Source organism: Rhizobium sp. JAB6, from assembly GCF_003024605.1.
GTDB lineage: Bacteria > Pseudomonadota > Alphaproteobacteria > Rhizobiales > Rhizobiaceae > Rhizobium.
On sequence record NZ_PYJQ01000009.1, the window covers coordinates 130,753 to 150,952 of the forward strand.

Sequence of the window (20,200 nt, forward strand, 5' to 3'; positions counted from 1 at the left end):
TCACTTCTCGCGGCTGTGGGCGCCTGCGCCTTTGTCGTCGTTGTGCCCTTTGATGTCCTCGCGCGGCACGATCGTGCGTGCGCGCTTGCCCCTGAAGTAGGATTGCACCCAGGGGTCATCACAGGCGAGCATGTCCTCAACCGTGCCTTCCACCAATACCCGCTTCTGTCCGAGAACGGCAATACGGTCGCAGACGGAAAACAGGCTGTCGAGGTCGTGAGTCACCATATAAACGGTCAGGCCCAGCGTGTCGCGCAGCTTGGCAATCAATTCGTCGAATTCCGACGCACCGATCGGATCGAGGCCAGACGTCGGCTCGTCCAGGAAAACGAGGTCGGGATCAAGCGCTAGGGCTCTGGCGAGCGCCGCGCGTTTGATCATGCCGCCCGAAAGCTCGGAAGGATATTTGTCGGCGGCATCAGCGGCGAGACCCACCATCCGGATCTTCATCAGCGCCAGCTCGTCCATCATCTCCTGCGGCAGGTCCAGATATTCCCGCATGGGTACCTGAATGTTTTCCTTGACCGTCAGCGAGGAAAACAGTGCGCCTTGCTGGAAGAGAACGCCGAGCCGCATGTCGAGCCGATTGCGGTCCTCTTCGCCGAGCTTGTCGTAATCTTCGCCGAGGATCTCGATCTTACCCGATCGTCGCGGCAGGAGCCGCAGCACAGTGCGCAGCAGCACGGACTTGCCGGCGCCGGAAGCGCCGACGAAACCGAGGATTTCGCCTCGGTAGATATTGAGGTTCAGCTTGTCGAGAACGATCTTCGCTCCGAAGCCGACCGTTACATCCCGGGCCGACAGCACGATGTCCCTGCCCTGCTCGTCTTTTTCCAACGGGATTTCCGAATGAAGCGCGCTCATCGTTATCGTCCCTCAGAAGTCGATTGCTGCGTAGAACATGGCGAAAAGCCCGTCCATGAGGATCACGACGAAGATCGACTTCACCACCGACGACGTCACGTGCTGCCCGAGAGATTCGGCACTGCCCCCCACCTTCAAACCCTCGACCGCAGCGACGATGCCGATGACCAGCGCCATGAACGGCGCCTTGATCATGCCCGAAATGACCGTCGAAATGCTGACGGCCTCATGCAGACGCGAGATGAAGGTCGCAAACGTGATGCCGGAATAGGCCCAGGACACCAGGGCAGCGCCAAAAAGCGCGGCAAAGTTGGCAATGACCGTCAGCAGCGGCAGGGCAACCGTCAGCGCCACCAGCCGGGGGAAAATCAGCACGCCGACTGGATTGAGGCCCATCACCTTCAGCGCGTCCACTTCCTCGCGCATCTTCATGGAGCCGATTTCGGCGGTAATCGCGCTGCCCGAACGTCCGGCAATCATGATCGCGGTCAGCAGCACGCCGATTTCGCGCAATTGCAGGATGCCGACCAGATCGACCACGAAGATTTCCGCGCCGAAATAGCGTAGCTGAAAAGCGCCCTGCTGGGCGATGATCGCGCCGATCAGCGACGACATCAGCAGGATGATCGGAACGGCCCGCACCGCCATATGATCGATTTGATTGATGATCGAGGCCGGCGAAACGCCGCTGCCGCGGCCGAACTTGAGCTGCCCACCACGCACGGCCGAACCCAGGATATACATGGCGGCGATGAGATTGCCCCAGATATCGTAGACGCTTTCGCCGATAGGCGCAAAGACACGCTCCGCCAATGATTTTCTCGGCTTCGCCGCTGCCGCCTCGTCGTCCGGTTGCGTATCGAACGTCGTCAGCAATTCGTCGATATGCGGATTGGAGCCTTCGATCGTGACGCGAGCCTTATGTGCTTCCTGGCTTTCCTTCAGCCGGCGAATCAGCAACGCGCCTGCCGTATCGACATCGGAAAGACCGGAAAGGTCGATCACGACGTCGCCGCCGGAACTGCGCTTGGACAGCTGCTCGATCTGGCGCAGGACGCCATGCACATTGGCGCTGCGCCAATTGCCCTCCAGCCGATAACGATGGCCTGCGCCCTCGGGCGCATCATCGATCTTCGGTGCATCGGACCTTTGTTCGGCTGCTTTCAAACTCATGCGTCTTTCAAATCTGGCACAATATAAGCCGACTCGGAAAGTCCGCTTGGTCAATGCTTCATACACCGACTACGCGTGGAATTTCCATCTCGCGCCGGCGCCAACATATGTCACGGCTTTTTGATATCCAAATGAATTTGTTGCACCGCGTCAGGATACGCCGTGAGCGCCGCCGCCCATTGCCGGCTTCCTCGCCTGCAGTCCATAGGCGAAAATGACCATGACAAGGCCCAGCGCTGCTATGCCGGCCATGACATAATAACCTGCCAGATCGAGCCAGGCATAGAGATAGCCGGATGCAAGCGTCATCAACCCCAGGAACATCCCATTGTAAAAATAATAGGCCCCCTGCGCTGACGATTCCTGCGTTTCGTGCACCGAGGCAACGATACGGCGCTGAATGCCAGTATGGACGCACGCATAGGTGCAGGAATGAAAACATTGGAGGACGAAATAGCCGAGGAAGCCCAAATTGATCGGAAACAGAATCCAGCGCAGAATACACATGGTCGCGCCGAAAAAGATCAACGTCCAGGCGCTGAACCGCCGGCCAAGCCTCTTCGACAGGAAGAAAACCATCACCTCGGCCGCAACGCCGATGCTCCATAGGACAGCAATTTGCGCGCCGGAAAAACCAAGCTTATGCCAGTAGATCGACGCGAACGTATAGAGCATCGCATGGCTCGATTGCTGTATCGACACCCCGATCATGGTGATGAGCAATTGCGGCGAGCGCAGATTTCCGGTCGGCGATTGCAGATTGATCGGTTGATTGCGCCGGCGCGTCGGCCCTATGCGCGGGGCGAAAAAGCCCATCAGCGTCGTCAGAATGAATCCGGCCACCATTACCGGCAGAACGGTGGTGCCGCCCCACATGCCGATCAACTGGCCGCCGAGAAGGGTCGACAGGATGAAAGTGATCGATCCCCAGACTCGCATGGAACCATAGTCGAAACCCCAGCGCCGCACGCCCGACATAGCGATCGACTCGACCACCGGCACGTAAGGCGCGTAGGTGGCGCCCTGAATGCCGTAGACCAGAAGCACCGGCCAGAAATCGCTCGTCCAGTAGAGCGCAACAGCCGTCAGCAGCGACAGTGCACCCGACCATAGCAGCACATCCGCCCGCTCCGTCATATGATCGGCGAGCACCGCGATGACGGGTGTCACGAGCACCCGCACGACCATGGGAATGGCGAGCACCAGGCCGATCTCATGATCATTGAAATTCAGCCCCGCCAGCCAGACGGGAAAAAACGGCAGGGCAATTCCGTTGACGAACAACGGGGCGCAATAGGACAAGGCGGTGCGCAAGCGGAAATATGGGGGCGCACCCTCGCCCTGGAAGGACTTGATTGCGGGAATCATGACAGACCTGAAGGGGAACTTATTTGTCCCTATCATGCTATCGAGAATACGACCATGGCGAGAAATGGCCAAAACCGTATCGTTTCGGAAAAACCGAAGCCGCAGGCGTTCAATAATTATGACAAGCTATTAGCAGGCCTGTGAAGAGATGCGGGAATTAAGCCGCCTGCGCCCCAAGTGCCCGCGGCATTTCCTCGACCGGCGAGCCAACCGGCTGCGTCTCGAGAATGCTCTGCCAGGTGATCAGCTCGAACGTACCGTCTTCGTGTTCGGCAATCGCCGTGCAGCTTTCCACCCAATCGCCCGTATTGATGTAGCGGATGCCGTCCAGATCCTCGATCACGGCATGGTGGATATGGCCGCAGATCACACCGTCGGCATCGTTGCGCTTGGCTTCTTCGGCGACCACGCGCTGAAACTCGCCGATGAAATTCACGGCATGCTTTACCTGCAGCTTCGCCCAGGCCGAGAAGGACCAATAGGGCATGTTCAGGCGGCGGCGCACCGCCGCAAGGCCGATATTGATCAGTATCGCCATGTCATAGGCCCAATCGCCGAGATAGGCGAGCAGGCGGGCATTGCGGACGACGACGTCGAATTCATCGCCATGCAGCACGAGATATTTCTTGCCATCGGCCGTTTCATGCATGGCGCGCTGCGCCACTTCGATGCCGCCGAAGTGCATGCCGGGGAAATCCCGCAGGAATTCGTCGTGATTGCCGGGAATATAGACGATACGTGTCCCCTTGCGGGCTTTGCGCAGGAGCTTCTGAACCACATCGTTGCAATGCTGGGGCCAGTACCAGTTTCGCTTCAGCCTCCAGCCATCGACGATGTCGCCTACCAGGAAGATGGTATCGGCGTCGTGGTGACGGAGAAAGTCGAGCAGGTAGTCCGCCTTGGCGGCCTTCGAGCCGAGGTGCACGTCAGAAATGAATAGCGTTCGGAAATGCCGGGGGTCCATGTTTTCATTCACGAACTTTTGTCCGTGCCCTATCCTACCTTGGCTATTCCAAAACCAGACTCGTGTTTCAGGAAGATGACAAACCCTGTGCCTGACGGCTCAGGAATTAAGTTCAACAGCGCCTAGCGATAATCGCGAGAGATGTGGACGTCGCTCTTGAAGCTCGCAATACCGATGCAAAACCTGGCCAGCCGCCACCGCAATATTCGCCCCGAGGGACCTGCGCCGCCTGATCCTTGCAAAAAAGGCAATTCAGTTTTGCCACGACAAAAACGCGCCGTCACCTCAATTGCATACTGTGAAGGCGAAGCGATTGATGTATGGAGGGGACTCTAGCGCAGGCAGGAATGGAGACGCGAGTTGGACACGAACGACACTTCGAAAGCAGCCAAGAATATGCCGAGCGGCAATTTCGACGATCAGGCGCTTTATTTCCATCGTTATCCCCGCCCCGGCAAGCTGGAAATCCAGGCGACGAAACCGCTGGGCAACCAGCGCGATCTGGCGCTTGCCTATTCCCCCGGCGTCGCCGCTCCCTGCATCGCCATCCGCGACAACCCGGAAACGGCAGCCGATTATACGTCCCGCGCCAATCTCGTGGCGGTGATTTCCAACGGTTCGGCAGTGCTCGGGCTCGGCAATATCGGCCCGCTCGCCTCGAAGCCCGTTATGGAAGGCAAGGCTGTTCTCTTCAAGAAATTCGCCGGCATCGACGTCTTCGACATCGAAATCGCGGCGCCGACGGTCGATGAGATGGTCAATACCGTTTCGGCGCTGGAGCCGACCTTCGGCGGCATCAATCTCGAAGACATCAAGGCACCGGAATGCTTCGACGTCGAGCGCCGCCTGCGCGAGAAAATGGAAATTCCGGTCTTCCACGACGATCAGCACGGCACCGCCATCATCGTCGCCGCCGCCATCCTCAACGGACTGGAACTGGCCGGCAAGAAGATCGAAGATGTGAAGATCGTCGCCTCCGGTGCCGGTGCGGCCGCACTCGCCTGCCTCAACCTGCTCGTCATTCTAGGCGCCAAGCGCGAAAACATCTGGGTCCACGATATCGAGGGCCTGGTCTACAAGGACCGCAACGTCCTGATGGACGAGTGGAAATCCATCTACGTGCAGGATAGCGACAAGCGGGTGCTTGCCGAATCCATTCCGGGCGCCGACGTCTTCCTCGGCCTGTCCGCCGCCGGCGTACTCAAGCCTGAACTGCTGGCGCAGATGGCCGAAAAGCCGCTGATCATGGCGCTCGCCAACCCGACACCGGAAATCATGCCGGATCTCGCCCGTGCCGCCCGCCCCGATGCGATGATCTGCACCGGCCGCTCTGACTTCCCCAACCAAGTCAACAACGTCCTCTGCTTCCCCTATATCTTCCGCGGTGCGCTCGATTGCGGCGCCAAGACGATCAACGAAGAGATGAAGATGGCGGCCGTACGCGCCATCGCAGCACTTGCCCGCGAAGAGCCTTCCGACGTCGCGGCGCGGGCCTATACCGGTGAAACTCCGGTCTTCGGACCCAATTACCTGATCCCCTCGCCCTTCGACCCGCGCCTCATTCTGCGTATTGCACCGGCCGTGGCGAAAGCAGCCGCAGACAGCGGCGTCGCCCTGCGTCCGATCAAGGATTTCGACGCCTATATGGATGAGCTCAACCGCTTCGTCTTCCGCTCCGGCTTCGTCATGAAGCCGATCTTTGCGGCGGCGAAGACTGCCGAGCGCAAGCGTGTCGTGTTTTCCGAAGGCGAGGACGAGCGCGTGCTGCGCGCCGCCCAGGTTCTTCTTGAAGAAGGCACGGCCGTTCCGATCCTGATCGGCCGTCCTTCCGTCATCGAGACGCGCCTGAAGCGCTACGGCCTGAAGATCCGTCCGCATACGGATTTCGCCGTCATCAACCCGGAAGACGATCCGCGCTTCCGCGAGTATGTCGATCTCTATTTCTCGCTGGTCGGCCGCGCAGGCGTTATCCCGGAAGCAGCGCGCACCATCGTTCGCACCAACACAACCGTCATCGGCGCTCTTGCGCTGAAGCGCGGCGAAGCCGATGCGCTCATCTGCGGCCTCGAAGGCCGCTACGAGCGTCATCTGCGCATCGTCCGCCAGATCATCGGCAAGCGGCCGGACGTTCGCGATTTTTCCGCACTGAGCCTGCTCATTTCGCAGCGCGGCGCGACCTTCTACACCGATACCTATGTGACGTTTAACCCGACCGCCGAGGAAATCGCGGAATCGACCTGGCTGGCAGCCGAGGAAATCAAGCGCTTCGGCATCGAGCCGCGCGCTGCCCTCGTGTCGCATTCCAACTTCGGCTCACGGGAGTCGGAAAGCGCCACCAAGATGCGCGAAGCACTGGCTCTCATTCGCGAGGCAGCGCCGGATCTGGAGGTCGACGGGGAAATGCATGGCGACAGCGCCATTTCCGAGGGCCTGCGCCGTCACGTAATGCCGGACAGCGCGCTTTCCGGCGAAGCCAATCTACTGGTCTTCCCCAATCTCGATGCGGCCAATATCACGCTCGGCGTCGTCAAGACGATGACCGATGGTCTGCACGTCGGCCCCATCCTGCTCGGGACGGCGCTTCCGGCCCACATTCTCTCGCCGTCGGTCACCTCCCGCGGCGTGGTCAATATGGCGGCACTCGCCGTCGTTGAGGCCTCGCAGATCGCCTGACACTGCATCTCCAGCCGCCGCCAGAACGGTTCCGCGCTTCATGCAATCGCGGTACCGTCTATCTCCTAGAGCGTTTCTGATTTTATTTGAATCGCGGATTCCCTTTTGTTGTCGAATGTGATTCAAGATGCTGGCTGAGAGGAGGTCAGCATCGATGGTCGCACCTCTTTCGAATGATCTGCGTGAACGTGTCGTGGGCGCTGCTGCGGCGGGAGAGAGCTGCCGCTCGGTGGCGGCGCGGTTCGGTGTCTCGGTCTCATCTGTCGTGAAGTGGTCGCAGCGCTATCGCCGCAGCGGCTCCATCGCGCCCGGTCAGATGGGCGGGCATCGCAAGCGCCTTTTAGAACCGCATCGCGCTTTCATAGCCGAGCGGATTGCTCAGAGCCCGCAGATCAGCCTGCACGGCCTCAAGGACGAACTAGCGGCAAGAGGCGTCATCGTCTCGCATGACGCCGTTTGGCGTTTCCTGCGCCGCGAGGGGCTGCGCTTCAAAAAAAACGATGTTTGCCCTTGAGCAGGCGCGCACTGACATCGTCCGTCGGCGCAAGCGCTGGCAGTCATGGCAGACGCGACTTGATCCTCAAAGGCTTGTGTTCATCGACGAAACCTGGATTAAGACCAACATGGCGCCGCTCTACGGCTGGGGTGTTAAGGGCAAGCGCCTGCGTGGTTTTGCTCCGCATGGCCATTGGCGCACATTGACTTTCATCGGCGCGCTCCGGGCCGATTGTCTCACCGCACCCTGCGTCTTCGACGGCCCGATCAATGGCCAATGTTTCAAGGCCTATGTCGAGCAACAACTCATCCCGACGCTGCGACCAGGCGACATCGTCATCATGGACAATCTGGGTAGCCACAAATCCGTGCAGATACGCCAGTTGATCAAGGCCGCCGGCGCAAGGCTCTGGTTTCTGCCGCCTTATTCACCTGACCTCAATCCAATCGAGCAGGCCTTCGCCAAGATCAAGCATTGGATGCGAAAAGCGCAAAAGCGCACCGTCGACGACACCTGGCGATATCTCGGCTCACTCGTCCAGACAATCGGTCCAGACGAGTGCACCAACTATCTTGTCAATGCCGGATACGCTTCAAACAAAACATGAAATGCTCTAGCCATTGGCGGCTGCGAGCAGCAATTCGCGAAAATCCTCTCGAAATCCGTGCTTTTTCATGGATACGTTGTTAAGCTGCGGCATGTAATCTTCAGCGACTTAAAACCGCTTTCGAGAGCAGAACCGTGAACCGCGGCATAAAACACACTTCCATTGCCCTCTTTTCCCTGCTGACGGCCACGCCGGCCCTCGCACAGGCCGATCTCTGCGACGAACTGCGCGGCCGCTACGTCGATATCAGCGAAGTGGTCGGCGCCAGCCAGGAAACGCGCCAGCTCTCGCGCGCCATCGTCCAACAGAACTTGATGATCCGCCGGACGATGAGCGATCTACGCAACCAAGGGTGTGCGGAAGGTGACGATGGAGTATTTGGGGGCCAGGACAATCAGGGCGTCTGCGATGACATCAGGCAATCGATCGATCAGATGCGGCAGGATCTCTCCCTGCTGATGGATCAGCGCGAGCAAAGCGTCGGCCGAGTCGATGCCGTTGCCATGCAGCGCCGGCGGTTGCTGGATACGATGCAGCGCAACGGCTGCAGCCCGCCGGCTTCGGCAACCCCGGACATCGTAATCGATACCCACACGAAGATGGATGCCTATGCGCCGCAGGAGCAGTCCTTGGCTAATCCTGAAAGCTCCATCACCGTTATCGAGACGCCAAGGCTCCAGAAGAATTCCAGCCTGGAGCAAAAGCAAGCGCCGCCGACGTCGCCCCCCAAGGTAACGCAGGCGCAGCCGCAGCAATTTCCGCCGGATCGCGCCTATGATCCCTCGGACCATAAGGTGCGCCAGGTCGGCCCGCAATTCCTCGCGAACGACCAGGGCAGCATCGACCTCAAGCATCCCAAAGAGGCTGGGCCGCAGCCGACGCAATAATGCACGGCCAGCCGTTTCCTATCTCCGCCTGACCACCCTGCCTCGAAGGTTTCACGCCGGTCCCGACTGGCGTAACAGAGAGATGATGGCCTCATCGCCCATCTCCCGCGCAAGATCGCGATAGGACCGTCCGGAAACATCCCTTATCGAGCGATCCGCACCCTGCGCCAGCAGGAAGCGAACCGCCTCGCCGCGTCGATTGACGATGGCAAAGCCAAGCGGCGTCATCCAATCGCGATCGGTGGGCTGCCCACGCGAGCGGAATTCGCCAAAGCGGATATTCACCTGCTCCGGATGTCTATCGAGAATAGCCGCGAGCTGATCGACCTGGCCGAAAGCGGCCGCCGCGAAAATATCGAGCGGATAGGCCTTCAGGAACCCGACCATCTCATCCTTGCCGTTATATTCGGCCCAACCGATTGGCGGCGCATGAAAACTAGGGTCGCGAATAGTGGTATCGGCTCCATGCTCGATCAGCAGTTTCGCCATCTCCATATGGCCATGTAATGCCGCCTCATGCAGCGGCGTGCGGCCGGTCATGGTGTTCACATCGAACCCCAGAGCCAGCATTCGACGGACGGCTTCGAGGTCGTTTTCCCCGGCAGCGTCGTGGAGCATGGCGGGATGGGCTTTCCGCATCGCCGCCAACATGTCACCGGGCGGCTGCATGACAAGCAACTCGTCGAGCGAAATTTCCTTGTTCGTAATTGCGATATAGAATTCGTCTTCCGGCTTCAGGCGAACTGCAACGGCACCCTTGCGCACCAGATACTCAGCCAATGCTTTATCGTCCCCGAGCCGAGCCCACTCGAACGGTGTTCTGCCGTTAACGACTTTCAGCACATCCGCCCCATGATCCACCAGCAGGCGCACCCGCTCGCCCATACGATGTTCCAGCGCCCAGGCAAGCTGATAGTCGAAAACAGTCTGCGAGTTCTCGACGAACTTTCCGTCCTCGCGGACGAGCCAGTTGTTCTTATCCCTCGCGGACAAGCCATACTCGATCAGCAATCTCAGGCATGTATCGTCCGGTTCGAACATGCGGTTGTAGAGCGCCTGGCTGTCATTCGCCTCGGCGCCGGCATTGAGAAGCAACCGCGCGAATGCCTCGCATTCCGGATGCGGAGGCTGGCGCTCCTTCCCCGCCTCGCCCTCGCCGAAGACACCGGTCAAAACGGTGAACCGATATTGGCCAGCATCGAGAAAGAAGGCGTTGACATCGGCCCCGCGCCTGATCAGTTCGCGGGCGGCCGGAAGGCTGGAACGACCCGGCACGCGAGCGTAGGCGGCGCACATCAGCGGAGTAAGATCATGCGGCCCGCCCCTGCGATCAAGGAGCTGAGGCTGACGATCGAGCCAGCGAGCTACGCGGTCGGCGTCGCCAAGCGCAGCAGCGACATGGATGCTTTCGTCGGCAATCTCCGGATGAGCCTCCAGCAGTCGCAGCGCCTCATCGAAGCGTATGGTATCGGCGGGAATATTGGCAAAGTAGGAAACCGTCGCGAGCGACAGGAATCGGTTGGCTAGCTGATCTGCCGGAGCATGCTTGCGATCGCCGCTTTCCAGATATGATTTGAGCTTCGTCCAGCTGGAGAAACCGAACTCGCGAGCAAGAACAAGCTGAATGTCCTGCAACCCCACATCGGCGATATCGGTAAAATAGGGTGCTACGCGGCTGCGGGCAGAAGCATCGCCCGACTGAACGGCTTTGAGAAAAGACTTGGCTTGCTTTTTCAGGGAATCGAGAGTGGCGTCGACAGCCAAAGAGCGCGTGGTCACGATAGACCTCCTTCCATTTATGTCGGGTATCCGCGCCCACAGACTGAAAAGAGGTGTGGCAGTCTCACTTTATATGCATCAGGTGGGCCTGGCCCTTCCCGCGGATCGGATGCGCCCTGAGAACGCATCCAGATCTATCGCGCGGGTTGCGATCTGTCCAGCGCTCAGGCCGGCTCATAGCGGACATAGGCGAACTCGTCTCCATCCGGTGACCAGTTCGGCACATTGATCGATCCCTGCCCGCCGAAGAGTTCGAACAGCGTCGTCAGATTGCCGCCATCCATATCCATGAGCCGCATCCGCACATTGAGATCGCGCGGATGATCGAAAACATCTGGATCGTAGGAGATCAGGACGACTTTGTCGTTCTTTGGCGACGGATGGGCGAACCAGTTGCCATAATTGTCGTGGGTCACCTGCTCCAGGTCGGTGCCATCGGGATGGATGCGCCAGATTTGCATCAGGCCGGTGCGGCTCGAATTGAAATAGATCCATTGCCCATCGGCTGAATAGTCAGGTCCGTCGTTGCGGCCCTCGCCATGCGTCAGCCGGGTCTCTTCGCCGCCATCGATCGAGATCGTGTAGATATCGAAAACGTCGTTGCGGATGCCGCAATAGGAGAAGCGTTTCCCGTCCGGGGACCAACCGTGCCAGTAGGAGGGCAGATTGGTCGTCACCTGCCTTGGTGTACCGCCCTCTGCCGGCAGAACATAGATGCAGGATTTGCCGTGCTGGGTCTTGTCGGAAATCGCGATCAGGGACCCATCCGGGGAAATGCCGTGATCGTTGTTGCACTGGGTCGCAAAGCCGGTATCGACCTGTGCGATGCCGCTGCCATCCAGCGGCAGCCGGTAGAGCAGTCCGTCGCCATTCAGCAGCAGATACCGGCCGTCGGGCGAATAGTTCGGCGCTTCGATCAGCCGGTCCGTTTGCCAGACCACCCGGTTCGCACCCGTGCGGATGTTATAGATCTCGACCGAGCTGCGCATTCTTCCTCTCCCTTGCCGCTGATGCCGCGATCAGCGATCGCGGAACCGGTTGGTGATCGGATACCGACGGTCGCGACCGAAATTCTTCTTGGTGATCTTCACACCCGGTGCCGACTGGCGGCGTTTGTATTCCGCGAGGTAGAGCAGATGCTCGATGCGGTGTACGGTTGCGACATCATGGCCTCGGGCAACGATCTCCTCCACCGACATTTCCTTTTCCACCAGGCATTCGAGGATATCGTCAAGCACCGGATAGGGCGGCAGCGAATCCTGATCGGTCTGGTTCGGCCTCAATTCCGCCGAAGGCGCCTTGTCGATGATATTATGGGGAATGACTTCGCCCGAAGGGCCGAGCGCACCGGGGGGCACATGCAGGTTGCGCCAGCGCGACAGCGCATAGACCTGCATCTTGTAGAGATCCTTGATCGGATTGAAACCGCCGTTCATGTCGCCATAGAGCGTGGCATATCCCACAGACATTTCCGACTTGTTGCCCGTCGTCACCACCATCGAGCCGAACTTGTTGGAGATCGCCATGAGGATGGTTCCGCGGGCGCGGCTCTGCAGGTTTTCCTCGGTGATACCGCTTTCGGTGCCCTCGAAGAGATCTGACAAGGCCGAAGTGAAGCCCGTCACCGGATCTTCGATCGGCACGATATCGTAGCGGCAGCCGAGCGCTTTGGCGCAATCGGCCGCATCCTTCAACGAATCCTGCGACGTGTAGCGATAGGGCAGCATGACGGTGCGCACACGCTCTTCGCCAAGCGCATCGACGGCGATCGCGGCGCAGATCGCCGAGTCGATGCCGCCGGAGAGGCCGAGCACGACCGACTTGAAGCCATTTTTGTTGACATAGTCGCGGAAGCCCAGCAGGCAGGCGCGATAATCCGCCTCCTCGCCTTCGGGAATATGAGCCATCGGGCCCTCTGCGCAGTGCCAGCCGTCGCCGTTCTTCTTCCAGGTGGTGACCGCCAAGGCAGTTTCGAACTGGCTCATCTGGAAGGCCAGTGTCTTGTCGGCGTTGAAACCGAAGCTCGCGCCATCGAAAACCAGTTCGTCCTGACCACCGACCTGTGCGGCAAAGATCAGCGGCAGGCCTGACTCGATCACCTGCCGCAAAGCGACCTGGTGACGGACATCGACCTTGCCGCGGTAGTAAGGCGAACCGTTTGGCACAAGCAGAATTTCCGCACCGCTCTCGGCCAGCGTCTCACAGATGCCGAGATCGTTCCAGATTTCCTCACAGATCGGTATGCCGATGCGGACGCCCCGGAAATTGACGGGACCGGAGATCGTCCCTTCGTCGAAGACACGCTTCTCGTCGAACTCGCCGTAGTTCGGCAGATCGACCTTGTCTCTGATGAAGATGATTTTGCCACCGTCCAACACGGCTACGGAATTATAACGCCCGGTGTCGTCCTGACGCGGAAAACCGACGACGACGCCAGGGCCGCCATCCGCCGTATCGGCAGCGAGGGCCTCTACCGCTTTCCAGCAGGCGCGAATGAAGGCCGGCTTCAGCACGAGATCTTCCGGCGGATAGCCGGAGATGAACAATTCCGTCAGCAGTAGGAGCTGAGCGCCCTCGCGCGCGGCTTCCGCGCGGGCCTCACGCGCCTTGGCGAGATTGCCTGCGACGTCGCCTACGGTCGGATTTAACTGCGCGACGGCGATGCGGATGGTGTGGGTAATCTGGCTTTGCTCTGTCATGCCATACATTTAGCGATGCCATCTTTCTTCCGCAACCGCCTTCCTCCCCGCACGCGCATCAAAGATCGCACCACGCGCCCAGGCGGTATTTTTGCCCGAAAAATACGAGACCAGCGGCCGGTCGGATAGTCAGACTCCCGGAGCGACCAGCATGCGCTCTGGCTGCACAGCGGCAACCGCGCGGTGACGTTTGAAACTCATCGATCATTGCATTTTTGCGCTTTGGCCGAATAGTTACACCCAATGCCATCAGGACCTCGGAGCTCTCCCAATGCATAATCTTCCCAACTTCGTTCATCTGCATTTTGACAAGACGGCGGATCAACTGGGCGATATCGAAAAACGCGTTCTAAAAAAGGCGCACGAGCGAAAGATCATCTCCACCGATATCAACGCGGCCATCTCGGCGGAATCGTCTCGGGGACAGCGTCTGGCCGACGGCATCGCACGCGTTGGCGGCTCATGGTCCTTCATCATCGCCTTCCTGCTGTTTCTGGCCTTCTGGTGCGTCGTCAACACGATCCTTCTCGCCACGAACGCCTTCGACCCGTACCCCTTCATCTTCCTGAACCTCGTCCTCTCCATGCTCGCCGCAATTCAGGCCCCGATCATCATGATGTCGCAGAACCGGCAGGCAGAAAGGGACCGCTTCGAGGCCGCCAAAGACTATGAAGTCAATCTCAAGTCCGAACTCGAAGTACTGTCCCTCCACCAGAAGATCGATATGCAAGTGTTGACCGAGCTTGCGGTGGTGCGGGAAGAGCTCGCCAAACTGAGCAAGCTCGTTGCCGAAAAAGGCGCTATCTGACGATCAGTCGGAGGGACCGGCCGTCAAAAGCCCCGGTCGCCCCTGCCGATATTGCGGCAGTCCGTCGCTGATCTCGTAATAATCGCCTTTGTCGGCGCAATAGATATGATAGCCCATCTCAAGGCCGCTCGGCTGGTCGAAAAGACCGGCCATGATCGATATTTCATCGGCGCTGTCGGCGACCCAGAACAGGGCCGAGCCGCAGATCTTGCAGAAACCGCGCCGCGCGAACGTGCTGGCACGATACCAGGTGATCGCCTCTTCTCCCTCGATGATGAGATTTTCGCGCGCGACGTTGGTCGCGGCATAATAGAGCCCGGTCTGCTTGCGGCACTGCGAACAATGGCAGGCGACGACCTCGCGCAGTTTTCCCCGTGTCTTGAAACGTACGCTGCCGCAAAGGCAGGCTCCCCTGTGTTCGTCGCTCATCATCGCTCCCTTTATTTCGAGGCAGCCTTCCCGAGAACCGCATTTGGGTCAATCTCAAAGAAATGAAGCATCTTTCAGCCGCGCTGATTGCTCAGGCCCCCAAAAGCAAACGGGCCGGTTTTCGCCGGCCCGTTTGATAGGTCATGGATGCGGCTCTGTTCAGCCGTGCGCGCGCATGCGCTTCTCGTCACGGCCACCCTTCATCCGCTCGGCGAGCAGGAAGGCAAGTTCCAGCGCCTGGTCGGCATTGAGGCGCGGGTCGCAATGGGTGTGATAGCGATCCTGAAGGTCTTCGGCGCCGACTGCGCGGGCACCGCCCGTGCATTCGGTCACATCCTTGCCGGTCATCTCGATATGGATGCCGCCCGGATGGGTGCCTTCGGCGCGGTGGATCTGGAAGAAGCTTTCCACTTCCGACAGGATGCGCTCGAACGGACGCGTCTTGTAGTTGTTGAGCGTGATCGTATTGCCATGCATCGGATCGCAAGACCAGACGACCTTGCGGCCCTCCTTCTCGACGGCGCGGATGAGGCGCGGCAGGTTGTCGGCGACCTTGTCGTGACCGAAACGGCAGATCAGCGTCAGGCGGCCGGCTTCGTTCTGCGGGTTCAGAATATCGATCAGGTTGATCAGATCGTCCGCCTGCAGCGAGGGGCCGCACTTCAGACCGATCGGGTTCTTGATGCCGCGGAAATATTCGACATGGGCATGGTCGGCCTGGCGCGTGCGGTCGCCGATCCAGAGCATGTGGCCCGAGGTGGCATACCAGTCGCCGGTTGTGGAGTCGACGCGGGTGAAGGCTTCTTCATAGCCAAGCAGCAGTGCTTCATGGCTGGTGAAGAAATCGGTTTCGCGCAGGCTTGCATTGCTCTCGGCGGTGATGCCGATCGCACGCATGAAATCCATCGTCTCGCCGATGCGATCGGCAAGCTTGCGGTAACGCTCGCCCTGCGGGCTGTCCTTGACGAAGCCGAGCATCCACTTCTGCACGTTTTCGAGGTTGGCATAGCCGCCCATCGCGAAGGCGCGTAGCAGGTTCAGCGTCGCGGCAGACTGGCGGTAAGCCATCATCTGACGTTCCGGATTGGGAATGCGTGCCTCTTCGGTGAAATCGATGCCGTTGATGATGTCGCCGCGATAGCTCGGCAGCGAGATGCCATTCTGCGTTTCGATGTTCGAAGAGCGCGGCTTGGCGAACTGGCCGGCAATGCGGCCGACCTTGACGACCGGCAGTTGGGCGCCGAAGGTCAGCACGACGGCCATCTGCAGGAAGGCACGGAAGAAGTCGCGAATGGTGTCTGCGCCGTGCTCGGCAAAGCTTTCGGCACAATCGCCACCCTGAAGCAGGAAGCCGTTGCCTTCGGCAACGTTGGCGAGATGCGCCTTCAGGCGACGGGCTTCACCGGCAAAAACGAGCGGCGGATAGCTTGCGAGCTGCGCTTCCGTTTCTGCCAGCGCTGCCTTGTCCGGAAAATCCGGCACCTGCTGGATCGGTTTCTGCCGCCAACTGCTCGGGGTCCAATTCTGTGCCATCTCACTCACCTGCTTGTGCGCCCGATCTTTTCGGACGGCCCGTCGTCGTAAATAACGCGCGCTTATAAACCTTTGCCGCCCGCTTGCAAAGGCAGCAAACTACTATGCGAATCTTTTATGGCGCAGCCGATATCGGCGCCAAAACGGCCGCGTTACACGCGCTCGCCGTTGCGGATGCGGTAGTTCGGCGAATACATCGTCACCAATTCTTCCGCCGCCGTCGGATGCACCGCCATCGTCCGGTCGAAATCGTCCTTGGTGCAGCCGGCCTTCAAGGTGATGCCGAGAAGCTGCGCCATCTCGCCGGCATCGTGGCCGAGAATATGAGCGCCAACGACCTTGCGATCTGCGGCATTGACGATCAGCTTCATGATCATCTTCTCGGCTCGGCCCGAAAGGGTCGCCTTCATCGGCCGGAACTGCGCGCGATAGATCTCGAGCTCCGGATAGCGCTTGGCAGCGTCCTCCTCGGTCAGTCCGACCGTGCCGATCTCCGGCTGCGAGAAAACGGCTGTCGGGATGAGTTCGTGATCGGGCCGGGTCGGATTGTCCTTATAGACCGTTTCGATGAAGCACATGGCCTCGTGGATCGCGACGGGCGTCAGCTGTACCCGGTCGGTGACGTCGCCGAGAGCGAAGATGTTCGCGACGGAAGTGCGCGAATATTCGTCGACGATGACAGCACCCTGCTCGTTGATCGCGACGCCCGCAGCCTCAAGCCCGAGATTTTCGGTATTCGGCGTACGGCCGAGCGCCAGCATGACGGTATCGACCGTGAGCACCTTGTCGTTCTTCGTCCGAACGCTGAGCCTGCCCTCTGCCTTCTCGACGTTCTCGATGATGTCATGGCAGAGAATGCGGATGCCCTTCTCCTCCATGGCCTCATGAAGGCCTTTGCGAAGGTCGTGATCGAAGCGCGACAGAATCTCGGCGCCGCGATAGATCAGCGTCGTTTCGACGCCGAGACCGTGGAAGATATTGGCGAATTCGACGGCGATATATCCGCCGCCCGCGATCAGGATCGATTTCGGCAACTCCTTCAAATGGAACGCTTCGTTCGAGGAGATGCAAAGCTCATGGCCGGGCAGCGCCGTATGCAGGTTCGGCCGGCCGCCGGTCGCAATCACGATGGTCTCGGCAGTCACGGTCTGCCCGGTCTTCAGCAACTTGACCGTATGGGCATCCACCAGCTCCGCACGCGTATCGAAGATCTCCGCCTTGGCATTGTCGAGCCCCTTGCGATAGAGGCCTTCCAGGCGGGCAATTTCCCTGTCCTTCGCCTCGATCAGCTTCTTCCAGTCGAAGCTGCTCTCGCCGACCGTCCAGCCGAAACCGGCAGCGTCCTTGAAATGCTCGCTATATTGCGAGGCGTAGACAAAAAGCTTCTTCGGCACGCAACCGCGAATGACGCAGGTGCCGCCATAGCGATACTCCTCGGCGATGCCGACCTTCTTGCCAAGCGATGCGGCCACGCGCGCGCTGCGCACGCCGCCGGAGCCGCCGCCAATCACGAAAAGGTCGAAATCAAACGAAGGCATGGATCGCTCCTGTGGACATCAGATGCGCTAGAAGCGCCAATGGGGGTCGCATTCATATAGTGAGCCGGGATCTAAAAAGAAAAGCCCGGAATCCATCCGGGCTTCGAATTTCAACTATCTGCCGCACACACCAAAAGGCGAAAAATCTCTTCCGGAACGGCGGCGGCGCAGACGCGTCGCTTATTGCTTCGGCGCCGACTGGGCGGCCGCACCGGCATCCGGCGTAACGACCGGCTGCTTGACGACCTTCTGCAGGGCATCGTTGCTCTGCTTTGCGAGATCGCGCGAAATGCCCTGGCTCCAGATATCGGCGGCCTTGTAGAGTTCGCGTGTGGCAAGCGGACCATCCTTGAGAAGCTTCTTGCCTGCCGCTGAATTGTAGAAATCGGCGATCGCCTTCAGCTCGTCGGCGGAAAAGGCCTTGGCATAGGTGATGGCAGCTTCACGCTCCAGATCGGCACGACGCGGTGCGAGCGCCAGCGCGGTCGCATCGACGGTCGAGTTGATCGCATCGCCGAAATTCGGGTTTGCCTGGATCATCGTGCTCTTCAGCTGCTCGGCGAGGTTCGGCAGAATATTGTCGAACTGGTTGGTAATGCCGAGAGCATTGATCGCGGCGCGGGCAGCCTTGATCTGATCCTCGGAAACTTCCTGAGCGTTGACGGAACCGAAGGCAATGCCGGAAAGAAGGATGGTTGCAGCGGCAAGACGGCCAAGACCCGCAAATTTGATCATGAGATGAGTGCTCCTATGTATTGTTCGCCTGCAACGTGCGCGCACCGGCAGGGCCGGCAATGATCGCTAATGTCGCCATATGGATAAAGAGCCCGTGTTCGACAACGCCGGGAATCGAATAGAGCTCGTTCGACAGCGCCTCTGCATCAGGAATGCGGCCGAAAGATGCATCGACGATATAATGCCCGCCATCGGTGACAAAGAGGCCGTCGCCCGAGCGGCGCATGTTCAGAGCGCCGGAAAGACCGATGCGCGATGCGGCTTTCTCGATGAGGGTGCGGGTGGAAACGAGCCCGAACGGATTGACCTCGATGGGCAGCGGATATGCGCCGAGCGTCTCGACGACCTTGCTCTGATCCGCGATGACGATCATGCGGGCTGACGACGCCGCAACGATCTTTTCGCGCAGCAGCGCGCCGCCGCCGCCCTTGATCAGCGTCAGCGCCCCATCGAGTTCGTCGGCGCCATCGATGGTCAGATCAAGTTCCGGAAGCTCATCCAGGGATTTCAACGGGACGCCGAGCTCGTTGCAAAGCTTGGCCGTCCTTTCGGACGTCGGAACGCCTTGGATCGAGAGCCCGGCTGCAACCTTTTCGGCGAGCAGGCGCACGAACTCTTCCGCCGTGCTGCCGGTGCCGATCCCGAGCCGCATGCCGCTTTCGACATGAGCGAGCGCAGCTCTCGCAGCCTCGATTTTCATCTGGCGGGCGTCCATGCGCCACCTGCTCCCATTGTTACGTTGGTCTGCTGTTTACACGGCTCTCCAGCCAAACGAAAGCCAAAATAACGGCATGATATAGAAATCCCCGGCCCCTTCCCGCCAAGGCATTCCGGCACTTCGGTTGCAATTGCCGGCGTGATCTTTTAACTCCGAAAGACGCAATCTTTTCTCTGCAAAGGCCGATTCCTCGTGAAATCTCCCCTTGTCGTATTCGATCTCGACGGCACGCTGCTCGACACGCATGCGGACCTCATCGTCAGCCTGAACCATACGATCGCCGCGCTGAAACTTCCCCCGGTCAGTTACGACGACGTAACGCATCTCGTCGGCAATGGTGCGCAGGTCATGATCGAGCGGGCCTGCAAGCTGCACGGCTATATGCTGACATCGGAAGAATTGCCCGCCCTCCTGCAGCGCTTCATCACTCATTATTCCGAGACCATGCCGGGGGTCACGCAGCCTTACCCAGGGCTGCTTTCAGCTCTCGATACGCTGAGGAGCCAAGGCTATAAGCTCGCCGTCTGCACCAACAAAATGGAATCGCTGGCGCGTACCCTGCTCCAGCGGCTGGAGCTGACCCATTACTTCGAGGCCATTACCGGCGGGGATACCTTCACCGTGCGAAAACCGAATGCCGAGCACCTGATCGGCACGGTCGAACGCGCCGGCGGCGACCTTGCCCGCACGATCATGATCGGCGACAGCATCAATGATATCCTCGTCGCCCGCAACGCCGGCGTCCCCTCCATCGCCGTCCCGTTCGGCTATTCCGATGTCGGCATCGAAACGCTCGGACCGAACCGCATCATCTACCACTACGACGAATTGACGCCGGAACTGGTCGAGGGACTGCTGGCTGCCTGAGACACATCAGTTCTTCAACAAAAAACGGCGGCACATGGCCGCCATTTTTCGTTTTCTACACG

Annotated in this window: 17 protein-coding genes; 5 read left to right on the forward strand and 12 right to left on the reverse strand. The window is 59.6% G+C overall.

Annotated features, from left to right (window positions below; all coding sequences use genetic code 11):
- From C7U61_RS10640 to C7U61_RS10655, 4 genes are all read right to left on the reverse strand, one after another.
- Nucleotides 1-864 (reverse strand): ATP-binding cassette domain-containing protein, encoded by an 864-nt coding sequence (locus tag C7U61_RS10640; RefSeq protein WP_106998061.1) that lies wholly within the window; start codon nucleotides 862-864, stop codon nucleotides 1-3.
- Nucleotides 865-876: 12 nt separating this feature from the next.
- Nucleotides 877-2,037: an MlaE family lipid ABC transporter permease subunit gene (locus C7U61_RS10645; RefSeq protein ID WP_106998062.1), complete on the reverse strand. Its 1,161-nt coding sequence runs from the start codon at nucleotides 2,035-2,037 to the stop codon at nucleotides 877-879.
- Between the two features lie 150 nt (nucleotides 2,038-2,187).
- Complete coding sequence (locus C7U61_RS10650) at nucleotides 2,188-3,405, reverse strand: MFS transporter (RefSeq protein ID WP_106998063.1); 1,218 nt, start codon at nucleotides 3,403-3,405, stop codon at nucleotides 2,188-2,190.
- 157 nt (nucleotides 3,406-3,562) lie between these two features.
- The gene (locus tag C7U61_RS10655) at nucleotides 3,563-4,402 is read right to left on the reverse strand and encodes a UDP-2,3-diacylglucosamine diphosphatase (RefSeq protein ID WP_245410813.1); all 840 of its coding nucleotides are present in this window, start codon (nucleotides 4,400-4,402) and stop codon (nucleotides 3,563-3,565) included.
- 327 nt (nucleotides 4,403-4,729) lie between these two features.
- On the opposite strand from C7U61_RS10655, the gene C7U61_RS10660 reads away from it, so the two are divergent.
- From C7U61_RS10660 to C7U61_RS10670, 3 genes are all read left to right on the forward strand, one after another.
- Nucleotides 4,730-7,042 carry an NADP-dependent malic enzyme gene (locus tag C7U61_RS10660; protein ID WP_181315832.1) on the forward strand — a complete coding sequence of 771 codons (2,313 nt, stop codon included), beginning with the start codon at nucleotides 4,730-4,732 and terminating at the stop codon, nucleotides 7,040-7,042.
- A 154-nt stretch (nucleotides 7,043-7,196) separates the two neighbouring features.
- A protein-coding gene (locus C7U61_RS10665; protein ID WP_106998065.1) for an IS630 family transposase occupies nucleotides 7,197-8,145 on the forward strand; the annotation gives its coding sequence in 2 pieces (ribosomal slippage) (nucleotides 7,197-7,532 and nucleotides 7,534-8,145; 948 coding nt in all).
- Between the two features lie 134 nt (nucleotides 8,146-8,279).
- Nucleotides 8,280-9,032, forward strand: a complete 753-nt coding sequence (locus C7U61_RS10670; RefSeq protein ID WP_106998066.1) for a hypothetical protein — start codon at nucleotides 8,280-8,282, stop codon at nucleotides 9,030-9,032.
- 51 nt (nucleotides 9,033-9,083) lie between these two features.
- Here C7U61_RS10670 and C7U61_RS10675 read toward each other — a convergent pair whose 3' ends face one another.
- The 3 genes from C7U61_RS10675 to C7U61_RS10685 all read right to left on the reverse strand — a co-directional run bounded on the left by C7U61_RS10675 (nucleotide 9,084) and on the right by C7U61_RS10685 (nucleotide 13,510).
- The gene (locus C7U61_RS10675; protein WP_106998067.1) at nucleotides 9,084-10,811 is read right to left on the reverse strand and encodes an ankyrin repeat domain-containing protein; all 1,728 of its coding nucleotides are present in this window, start codon (nucleotides 10,809-10,811) and stop codon (nucleotides 9,084-9,086) included.
- Between the two features lie 164 nt (nucleotides 10,812-10,975).
- Nucleotides 10,976-11,800, reverse strand: coding sequence for a TolB family protein (locus C7U61_RS10680; RefSeq protein ID WP_106998068.1), 825 nt, complete (start codon nucleotides 11,798-11,800; stop codon nucleotides 10,976-10,978).
- Between the two features lie 30 nt (nucleotides 11,801-11,830).
- Complete coding sequence (locus C7U61_RS10685) at nucleotides 11,831-13,510, reverse strand: NAD+ synthase (RefSeq protein WP_106999051.1); 1,680 nt, start codon at nucleotides 13,508-13,510, stop codon at nucleotides 11,831-11,833.
- A 271-nt stretch (nucleotides 13,511-13,781) separates the two neighbouring features.
- On the opposite strand from C7U61_RS10685, the gene C7U61_RS10690 reads away from it, so the two are divergent.
- Nucleotides 13,782-14,318 (forward strand): DUF1003 domain-containing protein, encoded by a 537-nt coding sequence (locus tag C7U61_RS10690; protein ID WP_106998069.1) that lies wholly within the window; start codon nucleotides 13,782-13,784, stop codon nucleotides 14,316-14,318.
- Between the two features lie 3 nt (nucleotides 14,319-14,321).
- Here C7U61_RS10690 and C7U61_RS10695 read toward each other — a convergent pair whose 3' ends face one another.
- From C7U61_RS10695 to rpiA, 5 genes are all read right to left on the reverse strand, one after another.
- Nucleotides 14,322-14,747 (reverse strand): GFA family protein, encoded by a 426-nt coding sequence (locus C7U61_RS10695; protein ID WP_106999052.1) that lies wholly within the window; start codon nucleotides 14,745-14,747, stop codon nucleotides 14,322-14,324.
- A gap of 159 nt (nucleotides 14,748-14,906) precedes the next feature.
- Nucleotides 14,907-16,280 (reverse strand): 3-deoxy-7-phosphoheptulonate synthase class II, encoded by a 1,374-nt coding sequence (locus C7U61_RS10700; protein WP_106998070.1) that lies wholly within the window; start codon nucleotides 16,278-16,280, stop codon nucleotides 14,907-14,909.
- A 152-nt stretch (nucleotides 16,281-16,432) separates the two neighbouring features.
- Nucleotides 16,433-17,818 carry a glutathione-disulfide reductase gene (gor, locus tag C7U61_RS10705; RefSeq protein WP_106998071.1) on the reverse strand — a complete coding sequence of 462 codons (1,386 nt, stop codon included), beginning with the start codon at nucleotides 17,816-17,818 and terminating at the stop codon, nucleotides 16,433-16,435.
- Nucleotides 17,819-17,998: 180 nt separating this feature from the next.
- A complete protein-coding gene (locus C7U61_RS10710) occupies nucleotides 17,999-18,553 on the reverse strand; it encodes a DUF2059 domain-containing protein (protein WP_106998072.1) in 555 nt (184 codons plus the stop codon).
- 13 nt (nucleotides 18,554-18,566) lie between these two features.
- Entirely contained in the window at nucleotides 18,567-19,268 is a 702-nt protein-coding gene (gene rpiA / locus C7U61_RS10715) for a ribose-5-phosphate isomerase RpiA (protein ID WP_106998073.1), read from the reverse strand.
- Nucleotides 19,269-19,463: 195 nt separating this feature from the next.
- Between rpiA and C7U61_RS10720 the strand changes: the two genes are divergently transcribed.
- A complete protein-coding gene (locus C7U61_RS10720; RefSeq protein WP_106998074.1) occupies nucleotides 19,464-20,138 on the forward strand; it encodes an HAD family hydrolase in 675 nt (224 codons plus the stop codon).
- The last annotated feature ends 62 nt before the right edge of the window (nucleotides 20,139-20,200 follow it).